A 22,138-nucleotide genomic window follows, 5' to 3' on the forward strand; every position below is an offset into this window, starting at 1 on the left:
GGTTCAGTTCTCCTCGTCGGTGGTGAAGGGGTCTGCCGTCTCGGGCCGCACGGCACGCCAGCTGAGCAGGTCCGTCGCCCGGCCGTCGAGGCGCAGGAACATGGCGGACCGGATGCCCGGCTCCACCGGCAGCGCCTGCACGGCGCGGGCGAACGCGCCCCGGTCCGCGGCCAGGTGCGCGATGCTCGCGTACGCCTCGTCGATGGCCCGTTCGCGGGCCGCCGCCGCGTCCTCAAGCCGCACGACCAGGGCGCGGACCCAGGCGTCGAACTCGTCCGGCACCTGCTCCAGCAGGGCGTCCAACGGGCGGCCGCCCTGGGAGGAGACTCGCTCGAGTTCCGCCTGCGACAGTCCCAGGCCCTGGGCCAGCCGTTTGGCGGAGGTCCCGGCGAACCGCTGGATGCCGTGGCTGCGCCAGATGTCCCGCTCGGTGACCCCGGTGAGCACCTTGTGCAGCCGTACGTACTCGGCGATCTTGGCCTTGGCCCGGACGCCGGACGCGAAGCGCAGCACGAAGCCCTCGGCGTCGGTGCCCGTCGCCTGCGCGCCGCCGGGCAGCGTGCTGCTCTCCGTCAGCTTGACGAGTTCGTGGAGCGGCATGGCCGGGTGGACGGTGACCACCGAGCCGATGCCCGTCCACTGCTCCGCCGCCTCGGCGAGCGGGAGTTCGACGCCGTCCGGGCCGATGGCCGCGAGCAGGACCAGGTCCCGGCGGTCGCCGTAGTCCACGACGATCCGGTTTTCCGGGTACACGACCTCGGCGAGGTACGTCACCCCGGGGGTGAGGGCGGAGGTGTCCACGCGGTCGAGCCGGCGCTGCGCCCAGGTGGCCTGGGTGCTGATGAAGGAGCCCTTCGACGCGACGCGCCAGCGGCCGGCGTAGTGGAACACCACCCCGAGGCTGCCGTCGACCTTCTCGTACACCTCGAACGGCTCGTCCGGGAGGGCGGGGGCGTACGGCTGGTCCGACTCGTGCTCACCTATGTTGAAGAACTTCGGCAGGGGCAGCGCGACGATCTCGCCGGTGCCGTCGTCGGCGACCAGGCCCCGGCAGCGCATGGTGACCCGGTTCCAGTTCCGCTCGTACTGGCACGTGCGGCTGTACGTGTAGACGGACAGCGGCAGTTCGGGGTGGGGCTTGCGGGTGACGTGCCCGGCGTCGAGCGCGGCCGCCAACTCGTCGGGCGGCAGCAGCTCGTGGAGAGTCAGGGTCGCCTGGCTCATGGGGTTCCTCCTGGATCGCGAGCCCCCATTCTCGCCCGCGCGAGGAGCACCGCGGTACCCAATTACCCCCGGCCCGGCGGCGGCGACCTGCGGGAACGCCCGACGGCACCGGCGTGCGGAGCCTTCGGGTGCGCGTTGATCGCGGCGGCGTAGTCGAAGAGCAGTCCAGCACGCTGTCGCCGAAGCTGTGGTGGCTGTACTTACGAGGGGCGGCATCGGCACACCGCGTTGATACGGGACGGCTGGCGGGACTCCGAGATGTTCAGCATCCTCGAAGCCGATTGGCGTACCGAGTCCCAGCGATAGATGGGGACCTTGCTGGTGGGAGGCCTCGAGGTGCGGCCTCCACGTTTTCGGGCTCCGGGTGGGCGGCGTCCGCGTCACGCGACAGCGGATGGTAGACAGCGGCGAGGGAGCGGTGACGGCCGCGGCGCCGGCCGACGGGACGATGGGCAGGGCAACCAGGCAGCGGTGCGTCGCTCGCCGGCAGGTGGTAGCGCAGCGGCAGCGGGCGCCCAGGCACCGGACCACGGCCGGCAGCCGGGATCCGGGGGCACCAGGGCAGGGACCGCGCCGGGTCGGTCAGCGCCGGGGCCGGGGCCGGGGCCCGAGGGGGGCGCGGAGATCACGTGCTTCGGCGTGGTGCCCCGTACGCAGCGTCAAGCACGAGAGCCAGTAGCCGGTGGGCCTGTTCGGCGTCCTCGTCGCGGGCCGTGGACAGCCCGATCCCGGTGATGAGCTGGACCAGGTCCCCGGCGGTCAGGTCGACACGAGCGGTTCCGTGCTGTTGCGCTCGGGTGAGCAGACCGTCCGCCGCGTTCAGGATCAGCTGATGACAGTCGAGGTCCGGCGCGTCGGACTCGTTGACCATCAGCGCGCTGCCCATGCCGTGGTTGGCACGGGCATGGGCCAGGAACGCACCCAGCCACTGCGCCAGGGCGTCGTCGGGGCAGTCCGAGGTGCGCAGCGTCTCCGCTTGCTCGCACAGGGCCTGAACCCGGTCTGTGAGCACTGCGGTCAACAGGACCTGGCGGTTCGCGAAGTGCCGGTACAGGGTGCCGGGGCCTACCCCGGCCCGGCGGGCGATCTCGTTGAGGGATGCCCCGGGGCCGGCTTCGGTGAACACCTCCTGCGCGGCGGCCACCAGGCGTTCCCGATTGAGGCGCGCGTCCGTGCGCCTCAAAGGCCGCGCGGCATGGGGGTGTTCGGCCGTCATCATCCCGCCTTTCTGCTGCCTCCGGGGATAGCGAAACGGAGAAGTTCTCCGTATCGTAGCGAACCTCAACCGGAGAACCTCTCCGGAACGGCTGACCGAGGAGTGTGCATGACGGACGACCCATCGGCAGGGCTCGGCCAGGTCGGGATCTGGACCTTCGCCTATGAAGCGCAGCCCGCCGGACGCGTGCGGGAATCGGCCGCCGAAATCGAGGAGCTGGGCTACGGAGCCCTCTGGTACGGAGAGGCGTTCGGCCGCGACGCGGTGGGCCAGGCATGGCTGCTGCTGTCGGCGACCCGTCGCATCACCGTGGCATCCGGCATCGCCAACATCGCTTTCCGGGAACCGCTTGCCACGGCCGCCGCGGCGCGCACGCTCGGCGAAGCGTTCCCCGGGCGCTACCTCCTCGGCCTGGGCGGGCACCGCGTCGACGACACCGTGCACGAAGTGGACGGTCACCCTGTACCGACCCGCGGCAGGGCGGTGACCACGATGCGCTCCTATCTGGACGCCATGGACACGGCACCCGCCCACGGTCCGGCACCGGACCCGGCCCCACGCCGCCTACTGGCAGCCCTGGGCCCGAAGATGCTGAAGCTGGCCGCCGAACGCACCTGGGGCGCGCACACGTACTTCGTGCCCGTCGAGCACACCGCACGGGCACGCCAGATCATGGGGCCGGACGCGTTTCTCGGGGTGGAGCAGGCCGTCGTACTCGACCATGACCTCGACCGGGCCCGGGAGGTGGCCACGGCGCATGTCGCCGGTTACCTGGCCATGGCGCCGCACCAGGAGGCGAACGTACGCCGGCTCGGCTTCGGAGACGAGGACATCGTCGGCCGCCCGAGTCGCAGACTGGTGGACGCGATCGTCGCCTACGGAGACACGGAAGGGATCCGCCGCCGCGTTCAGCAGCACCTCCAGGCGGGAGCCGGCCACGTCTGCCTGCAGGTGCTGACCGCTGACCCGACCAGGCTGCCGCGACGGGAATGGCGCGAGCTCGCCCCCGCTCTGGTGCCGCGCCAGAGCCGGGTGTCCGCCCCGAGCCGAACGACCTGACAGGCCAACGCGCAAGGCGGCCGTTCCGCCGCCAACAGGCGCTGCTCGTACGCCGGGAGGGTAGGTGCGCGTGCACGGCGAGGTGGCGGAAGCGGCCGTCGTCGGGAGTGCCGACCGCCGCGGTGGAGCCGAGCCGAACGAGGCCCTGGTCTCCACGGTGATGCCGGTGGCCGTGGCGGCCTGCTTGCGCCGGCGCTTGCGTACCAGCGGCTGCCGGCGGTCACCAGCGGGCGCACAACGCGTCGTCGGTCTTACGTATCCGCGTCCGTGAGGCCGGCGATCTGGTCGGGCCTCGCGCTCGGCACGCTGGTCAACCACCAGACCAAGTCCCCGTTCCTGACAGCCGTGAGCATGTACGGCGCCACGTTCGCGACGGTGCTCGGTGCGCTGACGCTGATGTCGGTCGCGGACGGAAGCCGTCCGCGCCGGACCCTCGTCGCGCTCCAGTGCGTCTCGCTCGTAGGTGTCGCGCACAGGCGGTTCCAGGGGCTGCCGCTCGCTGCCCGGTTCGGTCTGCTCCTTGTGCTGGGGTTCTTCCGGTCCCTGGGCATCGGAACGCGTCTGGGGCTGCTCGCCGAGGTGGTACCGACCTCCGCGTATGCACGGGCACGTTCGCTGAATGAACATCACCTCGGGCGGCATGGCCATCCTCGGCTACGCCATCGGAGCCGTACTTCTGCGGTACCTGAGCGCGCAAGACGTCTTCGTCGTCGCGACAGCCCTGACCAGGCTCGCATTAATCATTGTTGACCGTCTCCCGCGAGGGACGCTCGTTACCCCGAGAGGGGGTCTGGGCACCATCGCCCGTACCGGCACGACACCCGAGTGACCCGCGCCCGTCGGTGTCGCCGGCGAGGGGCTCCTCCAGCCGGTCGTGCCGCCGCTGATGGGGCTGGGCCGTGCGGTCGGTTCGTTCATTGCGCGCCCCCCGCCGGGCGCCGGCTGCGCGGTGCCGCCCGTCACCCCGCGACGTGCCAAGCGGCCGGCTCCGTAAGGGAGGCCGGCCGCTTGGGTCATCCGGCGGCCCTGGAGGGGTATCCACGCCCTTCCAGGGGACTGTCCCAGTCCGTCAGACGCGGTCCTGGACGACGGTGTACCACGGGTAGACGCCCACCAGGCCGCCGTCGGCCCGCACGGCCTCCAGCGTGTAGAAGTACGTCTCGCCCCTGGTCGCGGTGGAGTCCGTGTAGTTGCGCGTCTCCGCGGGCAGCAGCCCGCCGTGCAGGGGCTCGTACGCCTCGGTCTCCGGGTTCCACCGGTTGATCCGGTAGCCGGTGACCGTGCCGCATAGCGCGGTGTTGTCGCACTTCCAGTTGATCGACGGCTCCGGGGAGCCGATCACCGTGGTGTGGGTCGCGGTGCCCACCGGCCAATCCTTGCTCACCGGTACGGACGGGAGCAGGTTGAGCTCAGTGGCCTCGACGATCGTGATCCTCGGGTCGCTCAGCCACAGCGCGTTGCTCCAGCGGTCCTTCGCCACGACCGCGTACACGTTCCACTCGCCGTCCGGCAGGTCGCCGCAGAGGGCCGCGAGCGGGTCGGCCGTGCCCATCCGGCAGTCCGCGGAGATCCACCGGACCGTGCCGTCGTCCTGCCGGACGCCGACCCAGACGCTGTAGCCCGCGAGGTCGTCCTCGGTCGAGGCGGCCCAGCTCACCAGCACGCCGTCCTTGCGCGGGGTGGCCTTCACGCCGGTGACCGGGGCGGGCGCGACGCTGTCAGCGGTGCGGAGGGTGACCGGGGCGGACGGCTCGGACTCGTTGCCGGCCGCGTCGACCGCGGTGACCGCGTAGGTGTAGTACGCGCCCTTGGTCATGCCGCTGTCCCTGCAGTGGCCCTCCATGGGATCGGAGCCCTGCACGATGTAGTAGCTGCAGGTCACGCGGGTGAGCTGGGCGGGGTCGAGCGTGGTGCCCGGCGAGCGGTGGACACGGAAGTGCCCGCCGTTGTCGTGCTCCTGGAAGAAGGTGCCCGGCATGGTCCACTGGATGTGGTTGCCGTCCCGGCGGGCGTCCCCGGTGGTGAGGGTCGGGGCCTGCGGCGGGGTGCGGTCGACGCCGTCGCCGACGGCCGTGGCGGAGAACGCGCCCGCGTTGCCCGCCGCGTCGAACGCGCGGACCTGGTAGTACCGGTTGTTGTTCACCGGCGCGGTCCGGTCCTCGAACACCGCCCCGTCGGCGCTGCCGAGCAGCGTGAACGGGCCGGTGTCCGTGCCGGCCGCGTGGACCTCGTACCGATCGGCGTCGGCGACGTCCTGCCAGCGCAGGGTGTTGGTGGAGGAGGAGTCGCTTCGTACCGTGATCCCCGTCGGCGCCGCCGGGCCCGTACGGTCCACCGTCGCGGCGGTGACGTCGAGGCTGCCGGTGGACTCGCGGCCGGCCTTGTCGACGGCGCGGACCTCGTACAGGAAGGTCTGCCCGGTGGCGGGCGGCGCGTCGACGAAGGAGGGGGAGGTGAGCGGCGAGGCGCCGCTGACGTTCGCCCACTGGGCGGTGCTCAGTCGGCGGTAGACGCGGTAACCGGCGAGGTCCATCTCCTTGTTGGCCGTCCAGCGCAGCGTGGTCTTGGCGGTGTCCCCGCTGTACGCGGCGGTCAGGCCGGTCGGGGCGAGCGGCTTGACCGTGTCGACGCTCGCGTCGGTGCGCGGGGCGTAGGTGAACCCGGCGTAGGCGTAGCCGGTCCAGGCGACGTAGTCCACGCGGATCGTGTGGCGGCCGGCCGGGATGTTCAGGTCCACGGTCTTGCGCGCGGTGGTGGAGACGTCCCGCCACAGGTCGATCTTGCGCACGCCGTCGACGTAGACGCGCATGCCGTCCTGCGTGGCCGCGGCGAGCCGGAAGGGGCCACCGGAGCCGAAGTCCCGGGTGAGGGACCAGCGGATGGAGAAGTTGTCGTTCGGCAGCGTGACGCCGGCCGGGTCACCGGAGCCCATGTTCTCGGCGATGGCCGAGTCACAGGCGGTCACCTTCGGGGTACCGCTTAAGGAAGTGTTGGCGAAGTACTGCGCCGTCCAGACCGGAGAGGCACAGGTCACGGCCGCGGAGGCCGGGACGGCGGTGATCAGGCCGCCGGCGGCGGCGAGGGCGGCCGTCGCGGCCAGCGCGCCCAGCCGCGTACGAGTCATCACAGAGAAAAGGGTTCCTTTCGAACCAAGGCGGATCGCCTGAAACATCAGACGCCTGTGTGACTCGTGAGGCAGTGGCGGGGTTGCCCCAACTCTCGCACATTCTTTCGGGTACGACGTGCGGTGCGGGTGTGGGGCGCACGTCCCGGCCGTTCTGCCGGAGCGGCGCAGCGCCGAGGGCGATCAGCCGCCCGCCGGCGCGCTCGACCGCTCGCGTCTGCGAGGAGCCGATCCTGCAGCAGCGGGCACATGGCGACCGCAGGCTGCGGGGTCTTCAGCACCGACGTCGTGGACGCCGCTGTACGTAGCCGCGTCACCAACAGGAGGGTGCGCGCCGGCTTCGGCCGTGGGGCAAATCGACGCAGAGAGTACGGCGAACCGCGCGCGGCCACACCCCGTGCTCCGGTCGGCTTCGCCGAAGGGGTACGGTCGCGGCTTTGCCCGTGATCACGTTCCGGAGGTGGTGGCACGCGGGTGGGTGACGGCCCACTGCCAGTGGCCGGCCACGGTCCGCTGGGTCTCGCCGGGGGTCGCGCCGGGGCCGGGGGCGTCAGGGTCGTCGGCGGGCCGGGGCGGGACTTCGGAGAGGACCGCGTGCTCGCGTTCGGGGTCGTCCCAGGGCACGGTCGGGAAGATGCAGCCGCGACCCGGCCGAGCCACGGCCGGACCGATACGAGCGCGGGCCAGTTCCCTTATCGCGTTGACCGCCCCCGGCAGACAGTGCTGGAGTCGGCCCGTGGACAGCATCCCCGCCAACCGGCGGCTCTGGAACAAGATCAGCGCCGCCTACCAGCACGAGCACGATCCGCACATCGGCGCCACACCCCGGCTGTGGGGCATGTACTCCATCCCCGACGCACACCTGCACGCCCTGGGCGACGTCACCGGCAAGCGCGTCCTCGAACTCGGCTGCGGCGCCGGCCAGTGGTCCAGGGCGCTCGCCGCCGAGGGCGCCACCGTGGTCGGGCTCGACCTGTCCGAAGCCCAACTCGCCGCAGCGGCCGACGCGATGGGAGCGGCCCGCTACCCGCTCGTGCAAGGCGCCGCCGAACGACTCCCCTTCGCCGCCGACAGCTTCGACCTGGTGTTCTGCGACTTCGGTGGGCTCAGCTGGGCGCCCCCGCACCTGGCCGTCCCGGAGGCCGCACGCGTCTTGGGCCGAGGCGGGCGTCTGGTGTTCAACGTCGCGAGCCCCTGGTTCGAAGCCTGCTACGACGAAGCCGCCAGCCGCGTGACCACGACGCTGCAGCAGGACTACTTCGGGCTGAACACCATCGCCGAAGGCGACGGCGCGACCAGCTATCAGCTCACCTACGGCGGCTGGGTCAAGGTTCTGCGCGGCGCGGGTCTCATCATCGACGACCTCATCGAGCCGCGGCCCGAACTCGGAACGCCCAACGGCTACAACGAAACCGACCCACCCGACTGGGCACACCGCTGGCCGGCGGAACTGCTCTGGGTAACCCACAAACCGTAAGTTCCGCCGAGCCGCGACGTGAAGGCATCCCCTCGCCGGACAGGTCCTGGATTCGATCGGCGGTTGGCTGCCCGGATCAGGGATGCGTTTCTTCGGCCATTCGAGCGACGAGTTGACCCATTGCATAATATTTTTCGCTTTTCCCCGTCCGCAGGAGAGGTGGCGTGCGAGCGGAAGGGCGCTTGGTGAGCAGAAGCGCGAAGGCGGCTTCGTTGCGCCGATGACTCCGGGGGCGGCCGCCTCCTCGGGCATTCCCGCTCCCTGCGGTTCATGACGGATCTGAGGGCGATCGCGGTTCGGCTGAGTGATACAGGTCCCGTCATCAAGAAAAGGCCGGGCCGTTCCCTTTCTTACCGGTCAACGACGCGTCACTGATCCGGCAGGCCGTAGAGCGTCGAGGAACGCACACTCATCCGGTAGCTGGACCCGCCGCGCCCGCAAGCTGCGGCCTCCCTGCGACAACCGGCCGCCCGCGCCGCCGGGCTGCGCTTTCCGGCTGTCGCCGGGTGCAGGCGTTGATGGATTCGGCGGGCGGGTCACCATTGCGCGTTCGTGACACAGAGTAGCGCGTCTGCTACCTTCCGTTATCTATGTGGACCAGGACGGAAAGCCGTACGGAGATGCCTGCTTGGGGCGGCATGCTCCCTCCCATCAGCGAGGACATCGCCGCCTGCGGAAACTCGTATCCCTACTTCCGGGTCTTCGAGAGATGTAACGCTCCTGGTGAAAGCGTCGTTGAGGGCAAGCAGGTGATCAATGCCGCCTCGTCCGACTACCTCGGGCTCGCGTGTGATCCGCGGCTGGGCGAAGCGGCAGCACGGGCCGCCCGCGAACTGGGGACCTCCTGTTCCGGCTCCCCACTGCTCACCGGGACCATGCCGCTCCACGTCGAACTGGAGGCGGAACTCGCCGACTTCCTACGTCGGCCCGCCGTCCTGCTGGCGACCACCGGTTTCCAGGCCAACCTGACGCTGGCCTACCTCTTCGCCCCCGGGCACCTCGTCGTGGCCGACCGGCAGGCGCATGCCTCCCTCGTGGACGCGTTCCGCCTGGGCCGCTCACTCAACCGCACCTTCCGCCACAACGACGCCGAACACCTCGGCTCCCTGCTGGCCGAGGCAGCCGACGAGTGCCGGCCTGCGACGGCCGTCACCGAAGGCGCCTTCTCCCTGGACGGCCGTCTCGCGGCGCTTCCGCACCTCACCGCACAAACCCGCCGTCACGGTGCCTCGCTCATCGTGGACAGCGCCCACGACATCGGCGTGTACGGCACGCACGGGCGGGGCGCGGCCGAGCACTTCGGCTGTGAGGACGCCGTCGACCTCATCACCGGAACGTTCTCCAAGGCATTCGGCTCGATCGGCGGGTTCGTCGCCGGCGACACCGAGACGATCACTGCTTTGCGTCACTACGGCCGCGCCACGGCCTACTCCGCCTCCATGGCGCCGGCCGCCGCCGCAGCGGCGCTCACCGCGGTGCGCGTGATCCGCGCCGAGCCCGAGCGGCGCACCGCCCTGTGGGACGCCGCCCGCCGTCTCCACCAGGGCCTGGCCGAGCAGGGGCGCACCGTCGGGGACACTTTCGGCCCTGCGGTGGCCCTGCCCGCCGGGCCGATGGAACGTGGTACCCGCGTCTGGAAGGGACTGCTGGACGAGGGCGTATTCGCCTCGCTCTTCCTGCCGCCCGCCGTCCCCGGGACCGAGGCCGTCGTGCGACTTTCGGTCAGTGCCGCGCATACGCCGTCACACATCGACCGGATCCTGGACGCCGTGGACCGCCATCTGCGCGCACCCCACCCCGACGACGCGCCGCCGCCCGTTTCGATGCCCCGGCCAACGGCGGGCGCGAGCCCCGGCCCGGCAGCCCCCCTGCCCTGACCACCCGCCGCTCAGCCCCCTTTCCGGGGGGACTGCCGCGCCCGCAATGCCCATCCGCTCCGCTCGCAGGGGCCAGCGCCACGCCGGCCCCTGCTCTTCGGGAAAGACGCGCACGCCTTTGAACCCGTACGACGCCGTCGTCGCCGCTCTCGCCGACATCACGGGCACCGCCCCAGACCGCCTCACCCCCGATACCCGCCTGGTCGATCTCGGGCTGGACTCGCTGCTCGTCGAGGAACTCCTCACCGTCCTTGCCGTGAAGCACAACATCACCGCGGCGGCCGCCGTCGATGCGGCTGACCTCGAGCGCCTCACCACCGTCGCCGACCTGAGGGCCCTGGCCGATACCGGCCGACAGGACCGCGCGGCACAACTCTCCAGCGAGCTGCCGTGACGTCCGACATCGCGATCACCGCTGTCGGCCTCCTCACGCCGGCGGGTATCGGCACACGGGCCACCTGGGAGCGGCTGGGTTCCGGCCAGTCATGCGCAGCTCCCGATCCCGTCCTGGCGGGCCTGCCCGTCGACTTCTCCTGTGCCGTACGGGACTTCGACCCCAAGGCCCACCTGGGGATGGCGCTGGTGCGGCGCACCGATCCGTTCATCCACCTGGCGTTGGTGGCCGCCGGCCAGGCGGCCGAGGAAGCCGGCCTGGTCGGCCAGGTCGACCCGGCCCGTATCGGTGTGATCCTCGGCGTCGGCAGCAACAGCCTGCTGACCTACGTCACCTTGAGCGAACACATCAGCCGGGGCCAGTCGCATCTGGTCTCCCCGCTTTCCGTGCCGCGCAGCGTCCCCAACATGGCCGCCGGCGAGGTCGCCACGCACTTGGACTGCCGCGGCCCGGCTTTCACCGTCGCCAGCGCCTGCGCCTCGGGCCATCACGCCCTTGGCATCGCCCGCGACCTCCTCCGGTCCAACGCGTGCGACGTCGTCCTGGCCGGTGGCGCCGAGTCCGGCCGCTCGCAGATCACCGCCGTCTCCTTCGCCCGGGCCCGGGCGCTGTCACGGCGGGGGCACGACCCGGCCGGTGCCTGCCGCCCCTTCGACCGCGAACGGGACGGCTTCGTCCTGGGAGAGGGCGCCGCCGTCCTGGCACTGGAGCGCCCCGGACACGCCCGGGCGCGCGGCGCCCGCATCCGGGCGCTGCTGGCCGGGTACGGCGCTTCGACAGATGCCTATCACTTCGCCAGCCCGCACCCCGATGGGCGGGGACTGCAGCAGGCCATCACCGCCGCACTCGCCGATGCCCGCCTTGAGGCCAGCGACATCGATCACGTCAGCGCCCACGCCACAGGCACCCCGGTCGGCGACCTCGTCGAGGCCCGCACCCTGCGCCGGGTCTTTTCGTCCGGGCCCCCGCCTGTCACCGCTCTCAAGGGCTCCCTCGGCCACAGCCTGGGGGCCGCGGCCGCCGTCCAGGCCGCCTGCGCGGTGCTGGCCTTGGAACAGCAGGAAATCCCGCCCACGGCCAACCTCGACACGCCCGACCCCGAAGTCGACCTGGACATCGTCACCAAGGCACCTCGCCCGACCCGCATGCGCACCGTTCTCAGCAACGCCTGTGGCTTCGGCGGCATGAACGCCGTCCTGGTTCTGCGTGCCCCCTGAACCGCCCCACACCCCCGACCAGACGCCAAGGAGCCCGGCCCATGGAACTGTCCAGTACGCGCGTGGCAGTGACCGGTGCCACCGGCTTCATCGGCCGCCGCCTGTGCCGGCACATCATCCGCTCCGGTGGCCAGGTCGTCGCCCTCGTGCGTCAGCGCTCCGACCGCGGCGTTCTTGACGGCTGGCCCGTCCGCTTCGCCACGGTCGACTTGGAACAGGGCGACAACCTGGCCCAGGCCCTGAGCGGCGTTGACGCGGTGGTGCATCTGGCCGGCGCCGTACGTGCCAACAGGCGGGCACAGTTCGAGAAGAGCAACGTCCACGCCACCCGCACCCTGTTGCAGACGCTGGCACGCAGCCGTACATCCCCGCGCGTGGTGCTGTGTTCCTCGCTGGCCGCCGCCGGCCCTTCCCGGCTTGACCGCCCCCGCCGTGAAGAGGACGCCGTCACTCCGGTGTCCTGCTACGGGCGCAGCAAACTGGCCGCGGAGCACGTCGCCCGCCACTACGGCGACCACCTGCCGATCGTGATCGTGCGGCCGCCGATCGTCTACGGTCCCGACGACCCGGCGTTCCTTCCCTCCCTGCTGGCCATGGCCAGAAGCGGCCTCGCGCTGCAGCCGGGCAGCGGGGAGAAAAGGTATTCGCTGCTGCACGTCGACGACCTGTGCGAGGGCCTGCTCACGGCCGCGTTCGCGGGGAGCACCGTCCGCCGGGACGACCCGCACAGCGGTCTCTACCAGCTGTCCGACGGGCGCGAGCACGTCTTCGCCGACCTCGTCCACGCGGCGGGAGCCGCCCTGCGCCGCCGTCCGGCACGCCTGCTACAGGTGCCCGCGCCGCTCGTGCGCGCAGCCGGGGCGCTCGCCGAGGCTGCGAGCCTGCCCTTCGGGCACATTCCGCCGCTGAACCGGGACAAGGCGCGCGAGGCGGTATGCCCGGCGTGGACGGCTTCGCCGGAGCGGGCGCGTCGCGAACTGGGCTTCCTGCACCGCATCGAGTTCGAGGTCGGTCTGCACGCCGCCGTCACACAGGCAGGAACCATGAGCTGCCGCTGACCGGACAGCCCCGGCCCTTGGCGGCGACCTTGCACTGCCACGGACTCGCCTCTCCTCTCCTTCTCGTATCCCTTGAGCACCCCGCATGTTGTGGAGATCTCCTGTGAGTAGCGAACCTCCCCCCGATGCGTCACCCAACGGCTTGCACACCTTGGAGGGTGGCCGGCCCCAGGGCCGGCTCGCGGCCCGCGAGGCCGTCCCGGGGGACCCTCCCGCCGGCTGGACGGGGGTGCTCCAGCGGCTCGCGCACCACAGCGTGCGGCATCCCCTCCTGACGCTGGCTGCCTGTGTCCTCACCGTTGTGGCCCTGCTGGGCGCGGCGGCCAGCTGGTCGTCACAGCCCATGTCGACCGGCGGCTACGATGCCACCGGCACGGAGTCGGAGCGCGCGGAATCGGCACTGACCGGCCAGCCCGGCCGCGCCTCCCCCGGGCTGCTGCTGCACCTGCGCGCCGACGGATCGATCGACTCCCCCAGGGCCCGTGCCGACGGCTTGGCGCTGGCCCGGCGCGCGGGCGCCGAGTCCGGGGTCGTACGGGCCGATGCCTACTGGCACACCCGCGCTCCCGCCCTACGCTCCCACGACGGGCGGGCCGCCCTGATCACCATCCACCTGGCGGGTGATGAGGCCCAGCAGACGCGCACCGCAGCCCGGGTCGTACCGCGCCTGACCGGACGACAGGGCTCTTTGGACGTGACGGCGGCGGGATGGGCCTGGGCGCGCGGCCAGGGCGCCGAACAGGGGGCGCGCGACCTCGCGCTCGCCGAGGCCATCGTGGCACCCGTGACCCTCGTCATCCTGTTCATCGCCTTCAAATCCGCGCTCGCGGCCCTCTTCCCGCTGCTCATCGGTGCCCTGACGGTGGCAGGCACTTGGGCCATGCTGCAGTTGCTGAGCCAGGTGATGGAGGTGTCGGCGTACTCCCTCAACATCGCGACAGCGCTCGGCTTCGGCTTCGCCGTCGACTACGCCCTGCTCATCGTCACCCGTTACCGGGAAGAGCGAGGCCGGGGGCTCACCACCCCCGCCGCCGTCATCTCCTCCGCGGGCACGGCCGGGCGCAGCGTCGCCGTCTCCGCGGGCGTGGTCGTCCTGGCCTTCTGTGCCGTATGGGTCATGCCCTTCCCGTGGCTGCGCTCCATGGCCTTGGCAGGCATCACGGTGGTCGTGCTGTCCGTGCTGGCCAGCACCGTCGTACTGCCCGCACTTCTTGCCCTGCTGGGCCACCGGCTGGGCCACCGGGCGGCGACAACGAGCCCCGGCTGGCGACGGGTCGCCCTGTGGGCGACGGGTGCACCATGGCTGGCCGGCATCGCCTGCACGGTGTTGCTGGCCGCCCTCGTCTGGCCCTTCGCACACGCGCGGTGGGGCTTCGCCGACGAGCGAGCCCTGCCCGCCCACATGGATGTCCGGCGCACCGCGGAGACGATCCGCGCCGACTTCCCCACCCACCCCGACCGCGACGTGCTCATCGTCTTCACCACCGCTCCCCGACCCGCGGCGATGGACCGCTATGCGCGGCGCGTCGCAGCGCTCCCGGCCGTCACGCACGTCACCGCCCCCACCGGTAGCTACCAGGACGGCGAACGGCTGGGCCCAGTCGCCGAAACCTCGCCCGCCGACAACACCCGCGCCGGGAGGCCCGTCTTGCTGACCGTCGCCACCCGATCCGCACCCCAGTCCCAGGCGGCCAATGACCTGGTGAACCGCCTACGCAGCCTCCCCGCCCCCGGCGAGCACCTCGTGGGCGGTACACCGGCCCGCCAGGTCGACGCCGAGGACGCCCTGGCACGGCGGGCACCGCTGGCTGGACTCCTCATCGCCGTGACCACATTCGCGCTGCTGTTCCTCTACACGCGATCCGTCCTCATCCCGCTCAAAACGCTGGCCCTGGCCGCACTCAGCCTGACGGCGAGCCTGGGCAGCATGGTGTACATCTTCCAGGACGGCCACCTGCAATGGCTGGTGGGCGACTTCACAGCGACCGGCTGGCTGGACATGACCGTTCCACCCCTGCTGTGCGCCATCGCGTTCGCCCTGACCATCGACTACGAGGTGTTCCTGCTGGCACGCATCAAGGAGCACTACGCCCTCCACCACGATCACGTTCGCGCCGTCGTCTTCGGCGTCGCCCGCACCGGAGGTCTCGTCAGCGTCGCCGCGCTCGTCTTCGCCGTCGCGATGGCCGGCCTGGCCACCTCCGGCGTGGTGACACTGAAGATCGTCGGCGTGGGGCTGGCCCTGGCCGTCCTGGTCGACGCCACGCTCGTCCGCGGCGTCCTGGTACCCGCCTTCATGCGGCTGACGGGAGACGCCAACTGGTGGGCACCGGCCTTCGTAGGCCGCCGTGCAGGGGCGCGGCGGGCGCCCACCCTGCCCGCACCCGCGCGCCCGGAAGAGCACGACATGGCCGACACCTGACCGCCCCGGGCGGCCGCCGTGCGCCCACCCCTTTCTCACCCGGCGCCCACAGACCGCCGGTAGAGACGGTACCGCTTGGTCACCCGCCCCCCGACGCGCGCGGTGGCCGCGTTGACGTGCCGGTTGTCCTCCAGCACCCAGGATGCTTCGCCCCCCGCGTATCCCCGGGCCTGCATGGCTTCGGACAGCGCCAGATACATCAGCAGCTCCAGCCCACGCCCGCGGTACTCTTCGCTGACACCCATGGCGATCAGCCGGGCGCGGGTCACTCGGCGTCGGGCCCGCAGGAACCGGACCAGGCCCACCGGCACGCCACAGGTGAACAAGCGGCCCCGGGCCGCGGTGAACGCCGGCGCGAGGTCGGGCAGGGCAATGGCGAACCCGGCTGGATGGCCCTCCACCTCGCCGATGAAAGCCAGATCCGGCTCGAGCACCTGCTTCAGCCGGCGGGCCAGGATTCCGAACTCGCGCACCCCCATGGGACAAAACCCCCAGTTACCGCCGAGGGAGGCGTTATAGAGGGTGCGGACGAGCTCCGCCTCCTGTTTGAAGCGCCGCATGTCGACACGGCGTACGCTGAGCGCCCGGTGTTCGTTGAGGCGGGCGGCGGCGCGCACCAAGCGTGGCTCCTGATGGAGGGTGGCCGCGATCTCCCAGGCCAGCAGGTCCTTGGCCGGCGTAAAGCCGCACTGTTCCAACAGCCGCGCATAGTACGGCGGCGTGTAGGGCATCATGACGGCCGGCTTCTGGTCGAACCCGTCCACGAGCACGCCGCACTCGTCGTTGGTCGTGAAGGACATCGGTCCCAGCATCGTCGGCCGGCCCTGACCGGCCAGCCAGTCTGCCGCCGCCTGCGTCAGGGCTTGGGTGACAGCGAGGTCATCGACGGTGTCGAAGAACCCGAAGAACCCCTGCGGCTCCCCGTGGTGCTCCTCGAAACGCGGGTCGACGTGTGCGGCGATGCGGCCCACGATCCTGCCCGCACGGCGGGCGAGAAAGAGCCCGGCGCGGCCGCGCGCGAAAAACGGGTTGCGACGCTCACTCAACAGCTCGCGCTGCTCGGACAACAATGGGGGGACCCACAATGGCAGGTCCTTACCAAGCTGGTAGGGCAGCCGCACAAAGGCGGCACGCTCGGCCGACGTACGGACGGGGATAATCTCGACGTGAACGTCCACGGACACAGGCACAGCTTTCTTCTCGGTCGACGACCGCACCGCCCCAGACTGGGCGGCATGGCTGAACCTGTTAACGACGCCGCGCGCACTCGAGCACGCCCACTGACACCCATTTGCCGGGGCCTCCACCCGCCGCATAGGCAGCGTGGGTGTAACGGCCGGCGGTACCCACTCGGCCGTCGCGGGGGCCCCTGCCGAGCCGGTGCGCGGACCTATGTTGTTCGCGGTCTCCGGCAGTGACTAACAGGTGGCCGTTGAGCGTGCGGACAGCCACGGAGCCGGCCACTTCACCTCTTTGAGGAGAGATTGAGGGGCGCTTCGCGCCCGTCCCCCGGCACTGACCGGAATGCACAGTCCATCAGGCACGCGTCTGCCGTGCACGCTCCTGCCTCCGCCAGCTCCTGTATCAGATCACCCCTGTAGACGCAGTCCGCAGGACCGCGTCCAGACCGTCGACGGCGGCGATCCGTGTGCTCGACGGGACGGCCGACGTGCGGGTTCATGGGACGCCATGGACTCCCCGTTGCGCTGCCGCCGCCGACCGCCACGTCATGAAACAGGCCTCGTGGTGACCAGGAGGTAGTCGAAGTACAGCGGGTAACCCTCTTCGTCGGCGGGGTATCCGTAGGAGCTGTTGTTGGCGAAGGACATCTTGAGTTCGGGAAAAGCGTAGGTACCGAAATCATCGTCGTGGGATAGCGAGTGCCCGTTTTCCTTCAGCCGTTCAACCAGCTGTTCACTGGGAATACGAAAGACATCCAATCCGTCAACAGCAACCCGGATATCCGCGTCTTCCTTGCGAAAACGCCACAGCTCCACCCCGATCAGCGTCCCGCCCTCGGGGAATGACAGGACGAACTGGAAGGCGGAGTCGTCGAGGTTGACGACGAACACCCCCGGCGGTCGCTCACGTCCGGGCTGACAGCTGATCCGGCCCAGCCTTTCACCAATCTCCATCGCCTCGTCGAAGGGCATACCGAACCGGAAAGGTCCCACGCCGACGTGCGGCTGAATCTCAACGTCCATGCTTGTTCCACTCACTCCCGTGCTCACTCACCGCAGGTTCACCGCAGCAGCGCGGCCTCGCCGATGCTCCAGCCGCACGCAGTCAGCAAGTTCTATCGCGTCAGCCATCACCGGCCCGCCTCCGCGCAGGGACGGACAGCCCCTCTGAGTCGATGCTGTTCCATGTTGTTCGTCACAAAACGATCGTGGGCACCCTCGTTCTCGTCTCCGCAGGCACCCCTTGGACCACACCACCAGGAGGAACCAGTGTCACACCCGCAACTGCTCACCCCCGAGGAGAAGCTCGCCGACGCGAAGAAGCTGTTGAGCCTCCCGCGTATCGTCGTGATCTGCGGCTCCACCCGCTTCATGACCGACATGAACGAGATCGATCTGCGGGAGACCAAAGCCGGGAAGATCGTCGTCAAACCGGCCTGTGACATGAAGTCGCCGCACGAGCTTTGGTCCGATCCGGTCGAGGCCGAGGCGCTGAAGGTGCGACTCGGTGATCTGCACCGGGCGAAGATCCGGCTCGCTGATGAGGTGCTCGTAGTCGGCGACTACATCGGAGACAGCACCCGAGCCGAAATCGCCTACGCCCGCTCGCTGGGCAAGCCCGTACGGTTCACGCACCCCGAAGTCGACCCTGACGCCTGACCGCCTGCCGCCTCCTCGACAACCAGGGCCGGCAACCCGCCGCCTGACCGTCTCGCGGTGGCTTCGAAGGAGCCGCCGGTGGGAACATCAGGGGACGGCAGTGGGGAACGATCAGTCATGCAAGGCTCCCGGACCGGCCCTTTCCGGGGTGCCGCTGCCCAGGCACGCGACCGTTGAGGGGTGCTGCTAGCTTCAGGCGGCATGCGAACACATGACTACGACCTGGACTTCCGCGACCGGGCCCGGCGGGTGCGGGCGTGGGGCATCGGACTGCTGTCCGCGGCCACGGTGTTGTGGGCGTGGTGCGCCGTACTGCTCATGACACCGTACGAGGCGGACACGGACGCCGGCGACCAGTACCCGGCGGAATGCGAGTCACGCCTGTTCACCGACCGAGCTACCGCCAACGACGGCCTGTACCGCGGAGACTGGTGTCAACACGAGCGGGACTGGCCCGAGGCCCTGGCCGTCCTGGGGCTTTCAGTGCCGGTCTCCCTCGCCGGAGCGATCATGTTCACCAGCGGCAGCGTGAGCTGCCGGATGAGCGCCCACTGCGAAGCGATGCGGCACCTCGACAAGCCCGCCACCACATCCTGAGCCCTGAGGTGCTGAACTTGCTGCCCAGGCATCCTGATGCCGACGATGTGGGCCAGGAAACCATGATCGGCACCTCGCGCCGCAAGGGATACCCGGCACGGGCAGCTTCCCGCCGTGGCCGGCAGATGCCTCAAGGCGCTGCGCGCACTCCAGCCAGCTGTACGCCGATCCCGCGCGGGCAGCCAGGACCGGCCCGGCGGAGGGCGGCACCGTAGAGCCGCCGCTTTGCCAGCGCCCTCGACGTGCCGGCGCCAGCCGGGGCAGGCGGGCGCCGGACTGCCATCAGCCCGGCGCAGAAACCGAGCGTGCGCGACGGCGATCTTGATCGTCACCAGGTCCGGTCGACCATGAACGAGGCAGACCACCGCACAACCGGTGTGGGCCTCGGGCTCACACCGGCTTTCACCACTCACGCTGAGCCCACCACCCGCCCCCCACCTGACCACGGAAATCCTTCGCGTCGGGCACGGCCAGGCGGCCGGCGTAACGACAGGCCGGGACGACGGGAGCGAGCACGGACAACAGCACGGTCCTGCGGCACCTCGCCGCACCGGTCGGCGCCGCCCTCTCCCACGGCCGGCCAACATCGGAGAGCGGACAATTCGCCATCATCCCGACGAATCGCCCTCAACCAGCCCTACGCGCCGACGCCGCTCATCCAGCCGCCTCATGGCCAGGGCATGCGCGCGCTGCCCCTCGCCCCGCGGCGTGGTGGCCCCCGGCCCCGCCGCCGCCCAGGCCGCCGACCGCCTGGGCCGACTGCCGTCGCCTCCCGGAGGCTCCCGGTGACGCGACACACAGGCGGCCGGGCCAGGCGGTGGGGTGACACCGTAAGGTGTCCCTGGGCGCGGCGTGAGACGAGGAGAACCATCGAATGTCTGCGCCGAGCCTTGAGCACGCCGCCGTCCCCGCCGATGCCGGGGAGGTGACCCTGCTGATAGCCCGCGAAGTGGAACCCGGCTACGAAGCCGCCTTCGAGCAGTGGGCACAGGGCATCCTCGACTCCGCGTCCCGCTTCCCAGGGCACCTCGGATACGGGCTGTTCCGCTCCTCCGGAAACGGCGCCCCCTGGTTCCTGGTGCACCGCTTCCGTGACGCGGAGGCATGCCGGGCCTGGCAGGAGTCACCACAACGCGCGGCATGGTTCGCCAACTGCGAGGGACACCACCACACGGAGATCGCCCGGCGCACGCTGACCGGCATGGAAACCTGGTTCGCCAAGCCCGGCTCGACGCGCCCCGCACCCCCGCGCTGGAAAATGGCCATCAGCGCCACCCTCGCGATCTACCCGATCACACTGCTCGGCAGTTACGTCCTCGTGCCGCACCTGACGATGCTGCCCCTGGCGCTCGGCAGCGCCGTCATCGCATGCGTCTACAACGTCCTGATGACCTACGCCGCCATGCCGGCCGTCAGCCGCCTCCTGCGCCGATGGCTCAACGGCTGAAACGCCCCACCACGGTCATGTCCGTCCCCCTTGCAGGTACGACCGCCACAGCGCCGCATGGTCGGCCGCCAACGACGCCAGCCCGCTCGGCGAGCTCCTCGTGCGGTTCGACCGTCACCTTGCGAACATGTACCTCTGGACGGCCTTGAGGTCCTTGTTCCAGAGGGTGACCTGTGGGTTCGTACCGACGTGGAAGAACGTCACCTCGGTGGGCAGCTCGGCGCTGATCGGGTTGCCTGCCTCGGTGTTGGGGACGCGGCCCTGGAAGCCGACGGTCAGCGTCTCGGCGGTGGCCACCTTCTCCTCCACGCGGTACAAGAGCAGGCCCGCGTACGCCTTCTGCTTCGGGCCGATGGTGGCGAGGCCCCGCGTCGGGGACTCCATCGGCACGACGGGTGGCAGGCTGTCGTTCTCGAATGTCACGGTCGGGTGGTGGTACAGCGTGCAGGGCCGGTCGCCGTTGTTGACGGCTGTGAGGAGTAGGTGCCTGAGCTCGTCGCGTGGTTCGGCCGTGGCGGTGATGGTGACGTTCTCGTCGCTGCAGGGGGCGGCGGCGGCCGGCTCAGCGGAGGCGGTGGGCTCCGGCGGAGCAGTGGGCTTGGCGGAAGGGCCCGTGCTGGACTGGCTCGGCTTCGCCGAACCCGTCGCGCTCGGAGTGCCGGACGAAGTGCCGCCGGTGCCAGGATCCGTGCCACCCGGCTCGCAGGCGGTGGTCGACAGAAGCGTGGCGACGGCGACTATCCCGAGCGTGTAGTTCTTCCAGCTCTTGCGGGCGGCGTGCATGGTGATCCCCCGTATGCGATGCCATGAACCGGCCGATGTGACCGACCCTGGAATTCTGCGCGCTCGGCGTCTTCGCGGACCGCGTCCCGTCTGATCGTTACGGACCTAGCACGTGGAGGTCATCCTTCCGTGCAGCCCTTTGGGGGCCGTCTGGCCCGTTGCGCCGTATGCGGGCCCCGGCCCATGGCGGCTTCGCCGTACTGCCGCCCTGCAGTTCTACGGGGCAGCCGCGCGTTCCTGCCGACGGGTCGGCGTCGTACCCGCCGACAGCGGGAAAATTGCGGCCCGGAGCCGGTAGCGGGCTGGTTAAAGTGGCCGCCATGAGCGATCACCACGGGCCTCAAGCCATATCGCCGGCGCTCCTCGGTATCGACGACGGCGGCTGGGTGGCGGTCACCACGGGCGAGTCGGGAGCCGCTGTCTTTCGCAGCGCGGACGCCACCCGGTATGCCAAATGCGTTCGCGCCGCGGATGCTGCCGACCTTGAGGCCGAACGTGACCGGGTCGCATGGCTGAACGGTCAGGGTGTACCCGGCCCCCGAGTGCTCGACTGGCACTCCGGTGACGCGGGCGCCTGCCTGCTGACCAGTGCCGTCTCCGGGGTACCGGCTGATCAGGTGCCCGCTGAGGATCTGCAGGTCGCCTGGGGACGCATCGCGGACGCGGTCCGCCGACTGCACGAGGTGCCGGTGTCGCAGTGCCCATTCCGCCGGGACCTGGACGGCATGGTCGCTGTGGCGCGCGACGTCGTGGCCCGTAACGCCGTCAATCCGGAGTTCCTCCCCGACGAACAGCAGCACACGCCCCCGGCTGAGCTGTTGGACCGCCTCACCCGACAGGTCCCACGGCGACGGGAGCAGGAAGCCGCCGACACGGTCGTCTGCCACGGAGACCTGTGCCTGCCCAACATCATCCTCGATCCGAGGACCTTGGACGTCTCGGGCTTCATCGACATGGGCCGCCTCGGACTGGCCGACCGCTACGCCGACTTGGCGCTGCTGCTCGCCAACGCGCGAGAGACATGGGCGGACGAGGAGCGGGCGCGGGCCGCGGACATGGCGTTCGCCGAGAGGTACGGCATCGTCCTCGACCACGACCGCCTGCGCTTCTACCTCCATCTCGACCCGCTCACCTGGGGCTGACCGATGTCGCGCGAACCATCGGGCCTCCCATAGCCGGATGCCGGATCGATGGGCAGTCCGGGCGGCCTGCCCGCACGGGTGAGTCGCATGGCCGCCGTCCAGCTCATGGGGGACCGTGTTCCGTGGCCTCCTCTGAGGCCCTCGCTGCAGCCCTTGATCGAGGCCCCCTGGGGCCGTCGGGGCGGGCCAGGACAGGTTGTGCCGCACGACTCTCTTCGCGCCGGAGCCGCCGGCTCCTACCAGGTGCCCGTCTCGCTGCGG

General features: G+C 70.6%; 19 protein-coding genes. 12 read left to right on the forward strand and 7 right to left on the reverse strand.

Translation table 11 applies throughout. The features are described from left to right. Nucleotides 1-3 precede the first annotated feature (3 nt). Together ACZ42X_RS30565 and ACZ42X_RS30570 are read right to left on the reverse strand one after the other, a co-directional pair. Nucleotides 4-1,224, reverse strand: coding sequence for a T4 RnlA family RNA ligase (locus tag ACZ42X_RS30565; RefSeq protein ID WP_468296825.1), 1,221 nt, complete (start codon nt 1,222-1,224; stop codon nt 4-6). Between the two features lie 625 nt (nt 1,225-1,849). After that, a complete protein-coding gene (locus ACZ42X_RS30570) occupies nt 1,850-2,440 on the reverse strand; it encodes a TetR/AcrR family transcriptional regulator (RefSeq protein WP_468297057.1) in 591 nt (196 codons plus the stop codon). 108 nt (nt 2,441-2,548) lie between these two features. Between ACZ42X_RS30570 and ACZ42X_RS30575 the strand changes: the two genes are divergently transcribed. After that, the gene (locus ACZ42X_RS30575) at nt 2,549-3,499 is read left to right on the forward strand and encodes a TIGR03620 family F420-dependent LLM class oxidoreductase (RefSeq protein ID WP_468296827.1); all 951 of its coding nucleotides are present in this window, start codon (nt 2,549-2,551) and stop codon (nt 3,497-3,499) included. Between the two features lie 619 nt (nt 3,500-4,118). After that, on the forward strand, nt 4,119-4,328 hold the full coding sequence (locus ACZ42X_RS30580; protein ID WP_468296830.1) for a hypothetical protein: 210 nt from the start codon (nt 4,119-4,121) through the stop codon (nt 4,326-4,328). 240 nt (nt 4,329-4,568) lie between these two features. Here ACZ42X_RS30580 and ACZ42X_RS30585 read toward each other — a convergent pair whose 3' ends face one another. After that, nucleotides 4,569-6,623, reverse strand: coding sequence for a PA14 domain-containing protein (locus ACZ42X_RS30585; RefSeq protein ID WP_468296832.1), 2,055 nt, complete (start codon nt 6,621-6,623; stop codon nt 4,569-4,571). Between the two features lie 447 nt (nt 6,624-7,070). Continuing rightward, nucleotides 7,071-7,247, reverse strand: coding sequence for a hypothetical protein (locus ACZ42X_RS30590; RefSeq protein ID WP_468296835.1), 177 nt, complete (start codon nt 7,245-7,247; stop codon nt 7,071-7,073). A 112-nt stretch (nt 7,248-7,359) separates the two neighbouring features. Between ACZ42X_RS30590 and ACZ42X_RS30595 the strand changes: the two genes are divergently transcribed. The 6 genes from ACZ42X_RS30595 to ACZ42X_RS30620 all read left to right on the forward strand — a co-directional run bounded on the left by ACZ42X_RS30595 (nt 7,360) and on the right by ACZ42X_RS30620 (nt 15,068). After that, on the forward strand, nt 7,360-8,100 hold the full coding sequence (locus ACZ42X_RS30595) for a class I SAM-dependent methyltransferase (protein ID WP_468296837.1): 741 nt from the start codon (nt 7,360-7,362) through the stop codon (nt 8,098-8,100). A gap of 638 nt (nt 8,101-8,738) precedes the next feature. Further along, nucleotides 8,739-9,977 (forward strand): aminotransferase class I/II-fold pyridoxal phosphate-dependent enzyme, encoded by a 1,239-nt coding sequence (locus ACZ42X_RS30600; RefSeq protein ID WP_468296840.1) that lies wholly within the window; start codon nt 8,739-8,741, stop codon nt 9,975-9,977. Nucleotides 9,978-10,095: 118 nt separating this feature from the next. Beyond that, nucleotides 10,096-10,371, forward strand: coding sequence for an acyl carrier protein (locus ACZ42X_RS30605; RefSeq protein WP_468296843.1), 276 nt, complete (start codon nt 10,096-10,098; stop codon nt 10,369-10,371). Beyond that, the gene (locus ACZ42X_RS30610; protein ID WP_468296846.1) at nt 10,368-11,588 is read left to right on the forward strand and encodes a beta-ketoacyl-[acyl-carrier-protein] synthase family protein; all 1,221 of its coding nucleotides are present in this window, start codon (nt 10,368-10,370) and stop codon (nt 11,586-11,588) included. Before ACZ42X_RS30605 ends, ACZ42X_RS30610 begins: the two co-directional genes overlap by 4 nt. A gap of 41 nt (nt 11,589-11,629) precedes the next feature. Continuing rightward, on the forward strand, nt 11,630-12,646 hold the full coding sequence (locus ACZ42X_RS30615; protein ID WP_468296849.1) for an NAD-dependent epimerase/dehydratase family protein: 1,017 nt from the start codon (nt 11,630-11,632) through the stop codon (nt 12,644-12,646). A 142-nt stretch (nt 12,647-12,788) separates the two neighbouring features. Then, nucleotides 12,789-15,068 carry an MMPL family transporter gene (locus ACZ42X_RS30620; protein ID WP_468296852.1) on the forward strand — a complete coding sequence of 760 codons (2,280 nt, stop codon included), beginning with the start codon at nt 12,789-12,791 and terminating at the stop codon, nt 15,066-15,068. 35 nt (nt 15,069-15,103) lie between these two features. Here the strand turns inward: ACZ42X_RS30620 and ACZ42X_RS30625 are convergent, their stop codons facing one another. Both ACZ42X_RS30625 and ACZ42X_RS30630 read right to left on the reverse strand, forming a co-directional pair. Then, nucleotides 15,104-16,246: an N-acetyltransferase gene (locus ACZ42X_RS30625; protein ID WP_468296854.1), complete on the reverse strand. Its 1,143-nt coding sequence runs from the start codon at nt 16,244-16,246 to the stop codon at nt 15,104-15,106. Nucleotides 16,247-16,795: 549 nt separating this feature from the next. Beyond that, nucleotides 16,796-17,272, reverse strand: coding sequence for a hypothetical protein (locus tag ACZ42X_RS30630; protein WP_468296857.1), 477 nt, complete (start codon nt 17,270-17,272; stop codon nt 16,796-16,798). 246 nt (nt 17,273-17,518) lie between these two features. On the opposite strand from ACZ42X_RS30630, the gene ACZ42X_RS30635 reads away from it, so the two are divergent. The 3 genes from ACZ42X_RS30635 to ACZ42X_RS30645 all read left to right on the forward strand — a co-directional run bounded on the left by ACZ42X_RS30635 (nt 17,519) and on the right by ACZ42X_RS30645 (nt 19,952). After that, nucleotides 17,519-17,908 (forward strand): hypothetical protein, encoded by a 390-nt coding sequence (locus tag ACZ42X_RS30635; RefSeq protein WP_468296860.1) that lies wholly within the window; start codon nt 17,519-17,521, stop codon nt 17,906-17,908. A gap of 201 nt (nt 17,909-18,109) precedes the next feature. Continuing rightward, a complete protein-coding gene (locus ACZ42X_RS30640; protein WP_468296863.1) occupies nt 18,110-18,505 on the forward strand; it encodes a hypothetical protein in 396 nt (131 codons plus the stop codon). Nucleotides 18,506-19,379: 874 nt separating this feature from the next. Continuing rightward, nucleotides 19,380-19,952 (forward strand): antibiotic biosynthesis monooxygenase, encoded by a 573-nt coding sequence (locus ACZ42X_RS30645; RefSeq protein WP_468296865.1) that lies wholly within the window; start codon nt 19,380-19,382, stop codon nt 19,950-19,952. 114 nt (nt 19,953-20,066) lie between these two features. Here ACZ42X_RS30645 and ACZ42X_RS30650 read toward each other — a convergent pair whose 3' ends face one another. Further along, entirely contained in the window at nt 20,067-20,735 is a 669-nt protein-coding gene (locus ACZ42X_RS30650) for a DUF4232 domain-containing protein (protein ID WP_468296868.1), read from the reverse strand. 320 nt (nt 20,736-21,055) lie between these two features. On the opposite strand from ACZ42X_RS30650, the gene ACZ42X_RS30655 reads away from it, so the two are divergent. Beyond that, nucleotides 21,056-21,877: an APH(3'') family aminoglycoside O-phosphotransferase gene (locus ACZ42X_RS30655; RefSeq protein ID WP_468296871.1), complete on the forward strand. Its 822-nt coding sequence runs from the start codon at nt 21,056-21,058 to the stop codon at nt 21,875-21,877. Nucleotides 21,878-22,138: the final 261 nt, after the last annotated feature.

It is taken from the genome of Streptomyces sp. NPDC030862 (assembly GCF_055571835.1).

Bases quoted from the DNA above. Each gene is read 5' to 3' on its own strand.
- ACZ42X_RS30575 (WP_468296827.1), top strand. From the start codon at position 2,549: ATGACGGACGACCCATCGGCAGGGCTCGGCCAGGTCGGGATCTGGACC.
- ACZ42X_RS30655 (WP_468296871.1), top strand. From the start codon at position 21,056: ATGAGCGATCACCACGGGCCTCAAGCCATATCGCCGGCGCTCCTCGGT.
- ACZ42X_RS30640 (WP_468296863.1), top strand. From the start codon at position 18,110: ATGCGAACACATGACTACGACCTGGACTTCCGCGACCGGGCCCGGCGG.
- ACZ42X_RS30585 (WP_468296832.1), bottom strand. From the start codon at position 6,623: ATGACTCGTACGCGGCTGGGCGCGCTGGCCGCGACGGCCGCCCTCGCC.
- ACZ42X_RS30650 (WP_468296868.1), bottom strand. From the start codon at position 20,735: ATGCACGCCGCCCGCAAGAGCTGGAAGAACTACACGCTCGGGATAGTC.
- ACZ42X_RS30580 (WP_468296830.1), top strand. From the start codon at position 4,119: ATGAACATCACCTCGGGCGGCATGGCCATCCTCGGCTACGCCATCGGA.
- ACZ42X_RS30630 (WP_468296857.1), bottom strand. From the start codon at position 17,272: ATGGACGTTGAGATTCAGCCGCACGTCGGCGTGGGACCTTTCCGGTTC.
- ACZ42X_RS30565 (WP_468296825.1), bottom strand. From the start codon at position 1,224: ATGAGCCAGGCGACCCTGACTCTCCACGAGCTGCTGCCGCCCGACGAG.
- ACZ42X_RS30600 (WP_468296840.1), top strand. From the start codon at position 8,739: ATGCTCCCTCCCATCAGCGAGGACATCGCCGCCTGCGGAAACTCGTAT.
- ACZ42X_RS30615 (WP_468296849.1), top strand. From the start codon at position 11,630: ATGGAACTGTCCAGTACGCGCGTGGCAGTGACCGGTGCCACCGGCTTC.
- ACZ42X_RS30645 (WP_468296865.1), top strand. From the start codon at position 19,380: ATGTCTGCGCCGAGCCTTGAGCACGCCGCCGTCCCCGCCGATGCCGGG.
- ACZ42X_RS30570 (WP_468297057.1), bottom strand. From the start codon at position 2,440: ATGACGGCCGAACACCCCCATGCCGCGCGGCCTTTGAGGCGCACGGAC.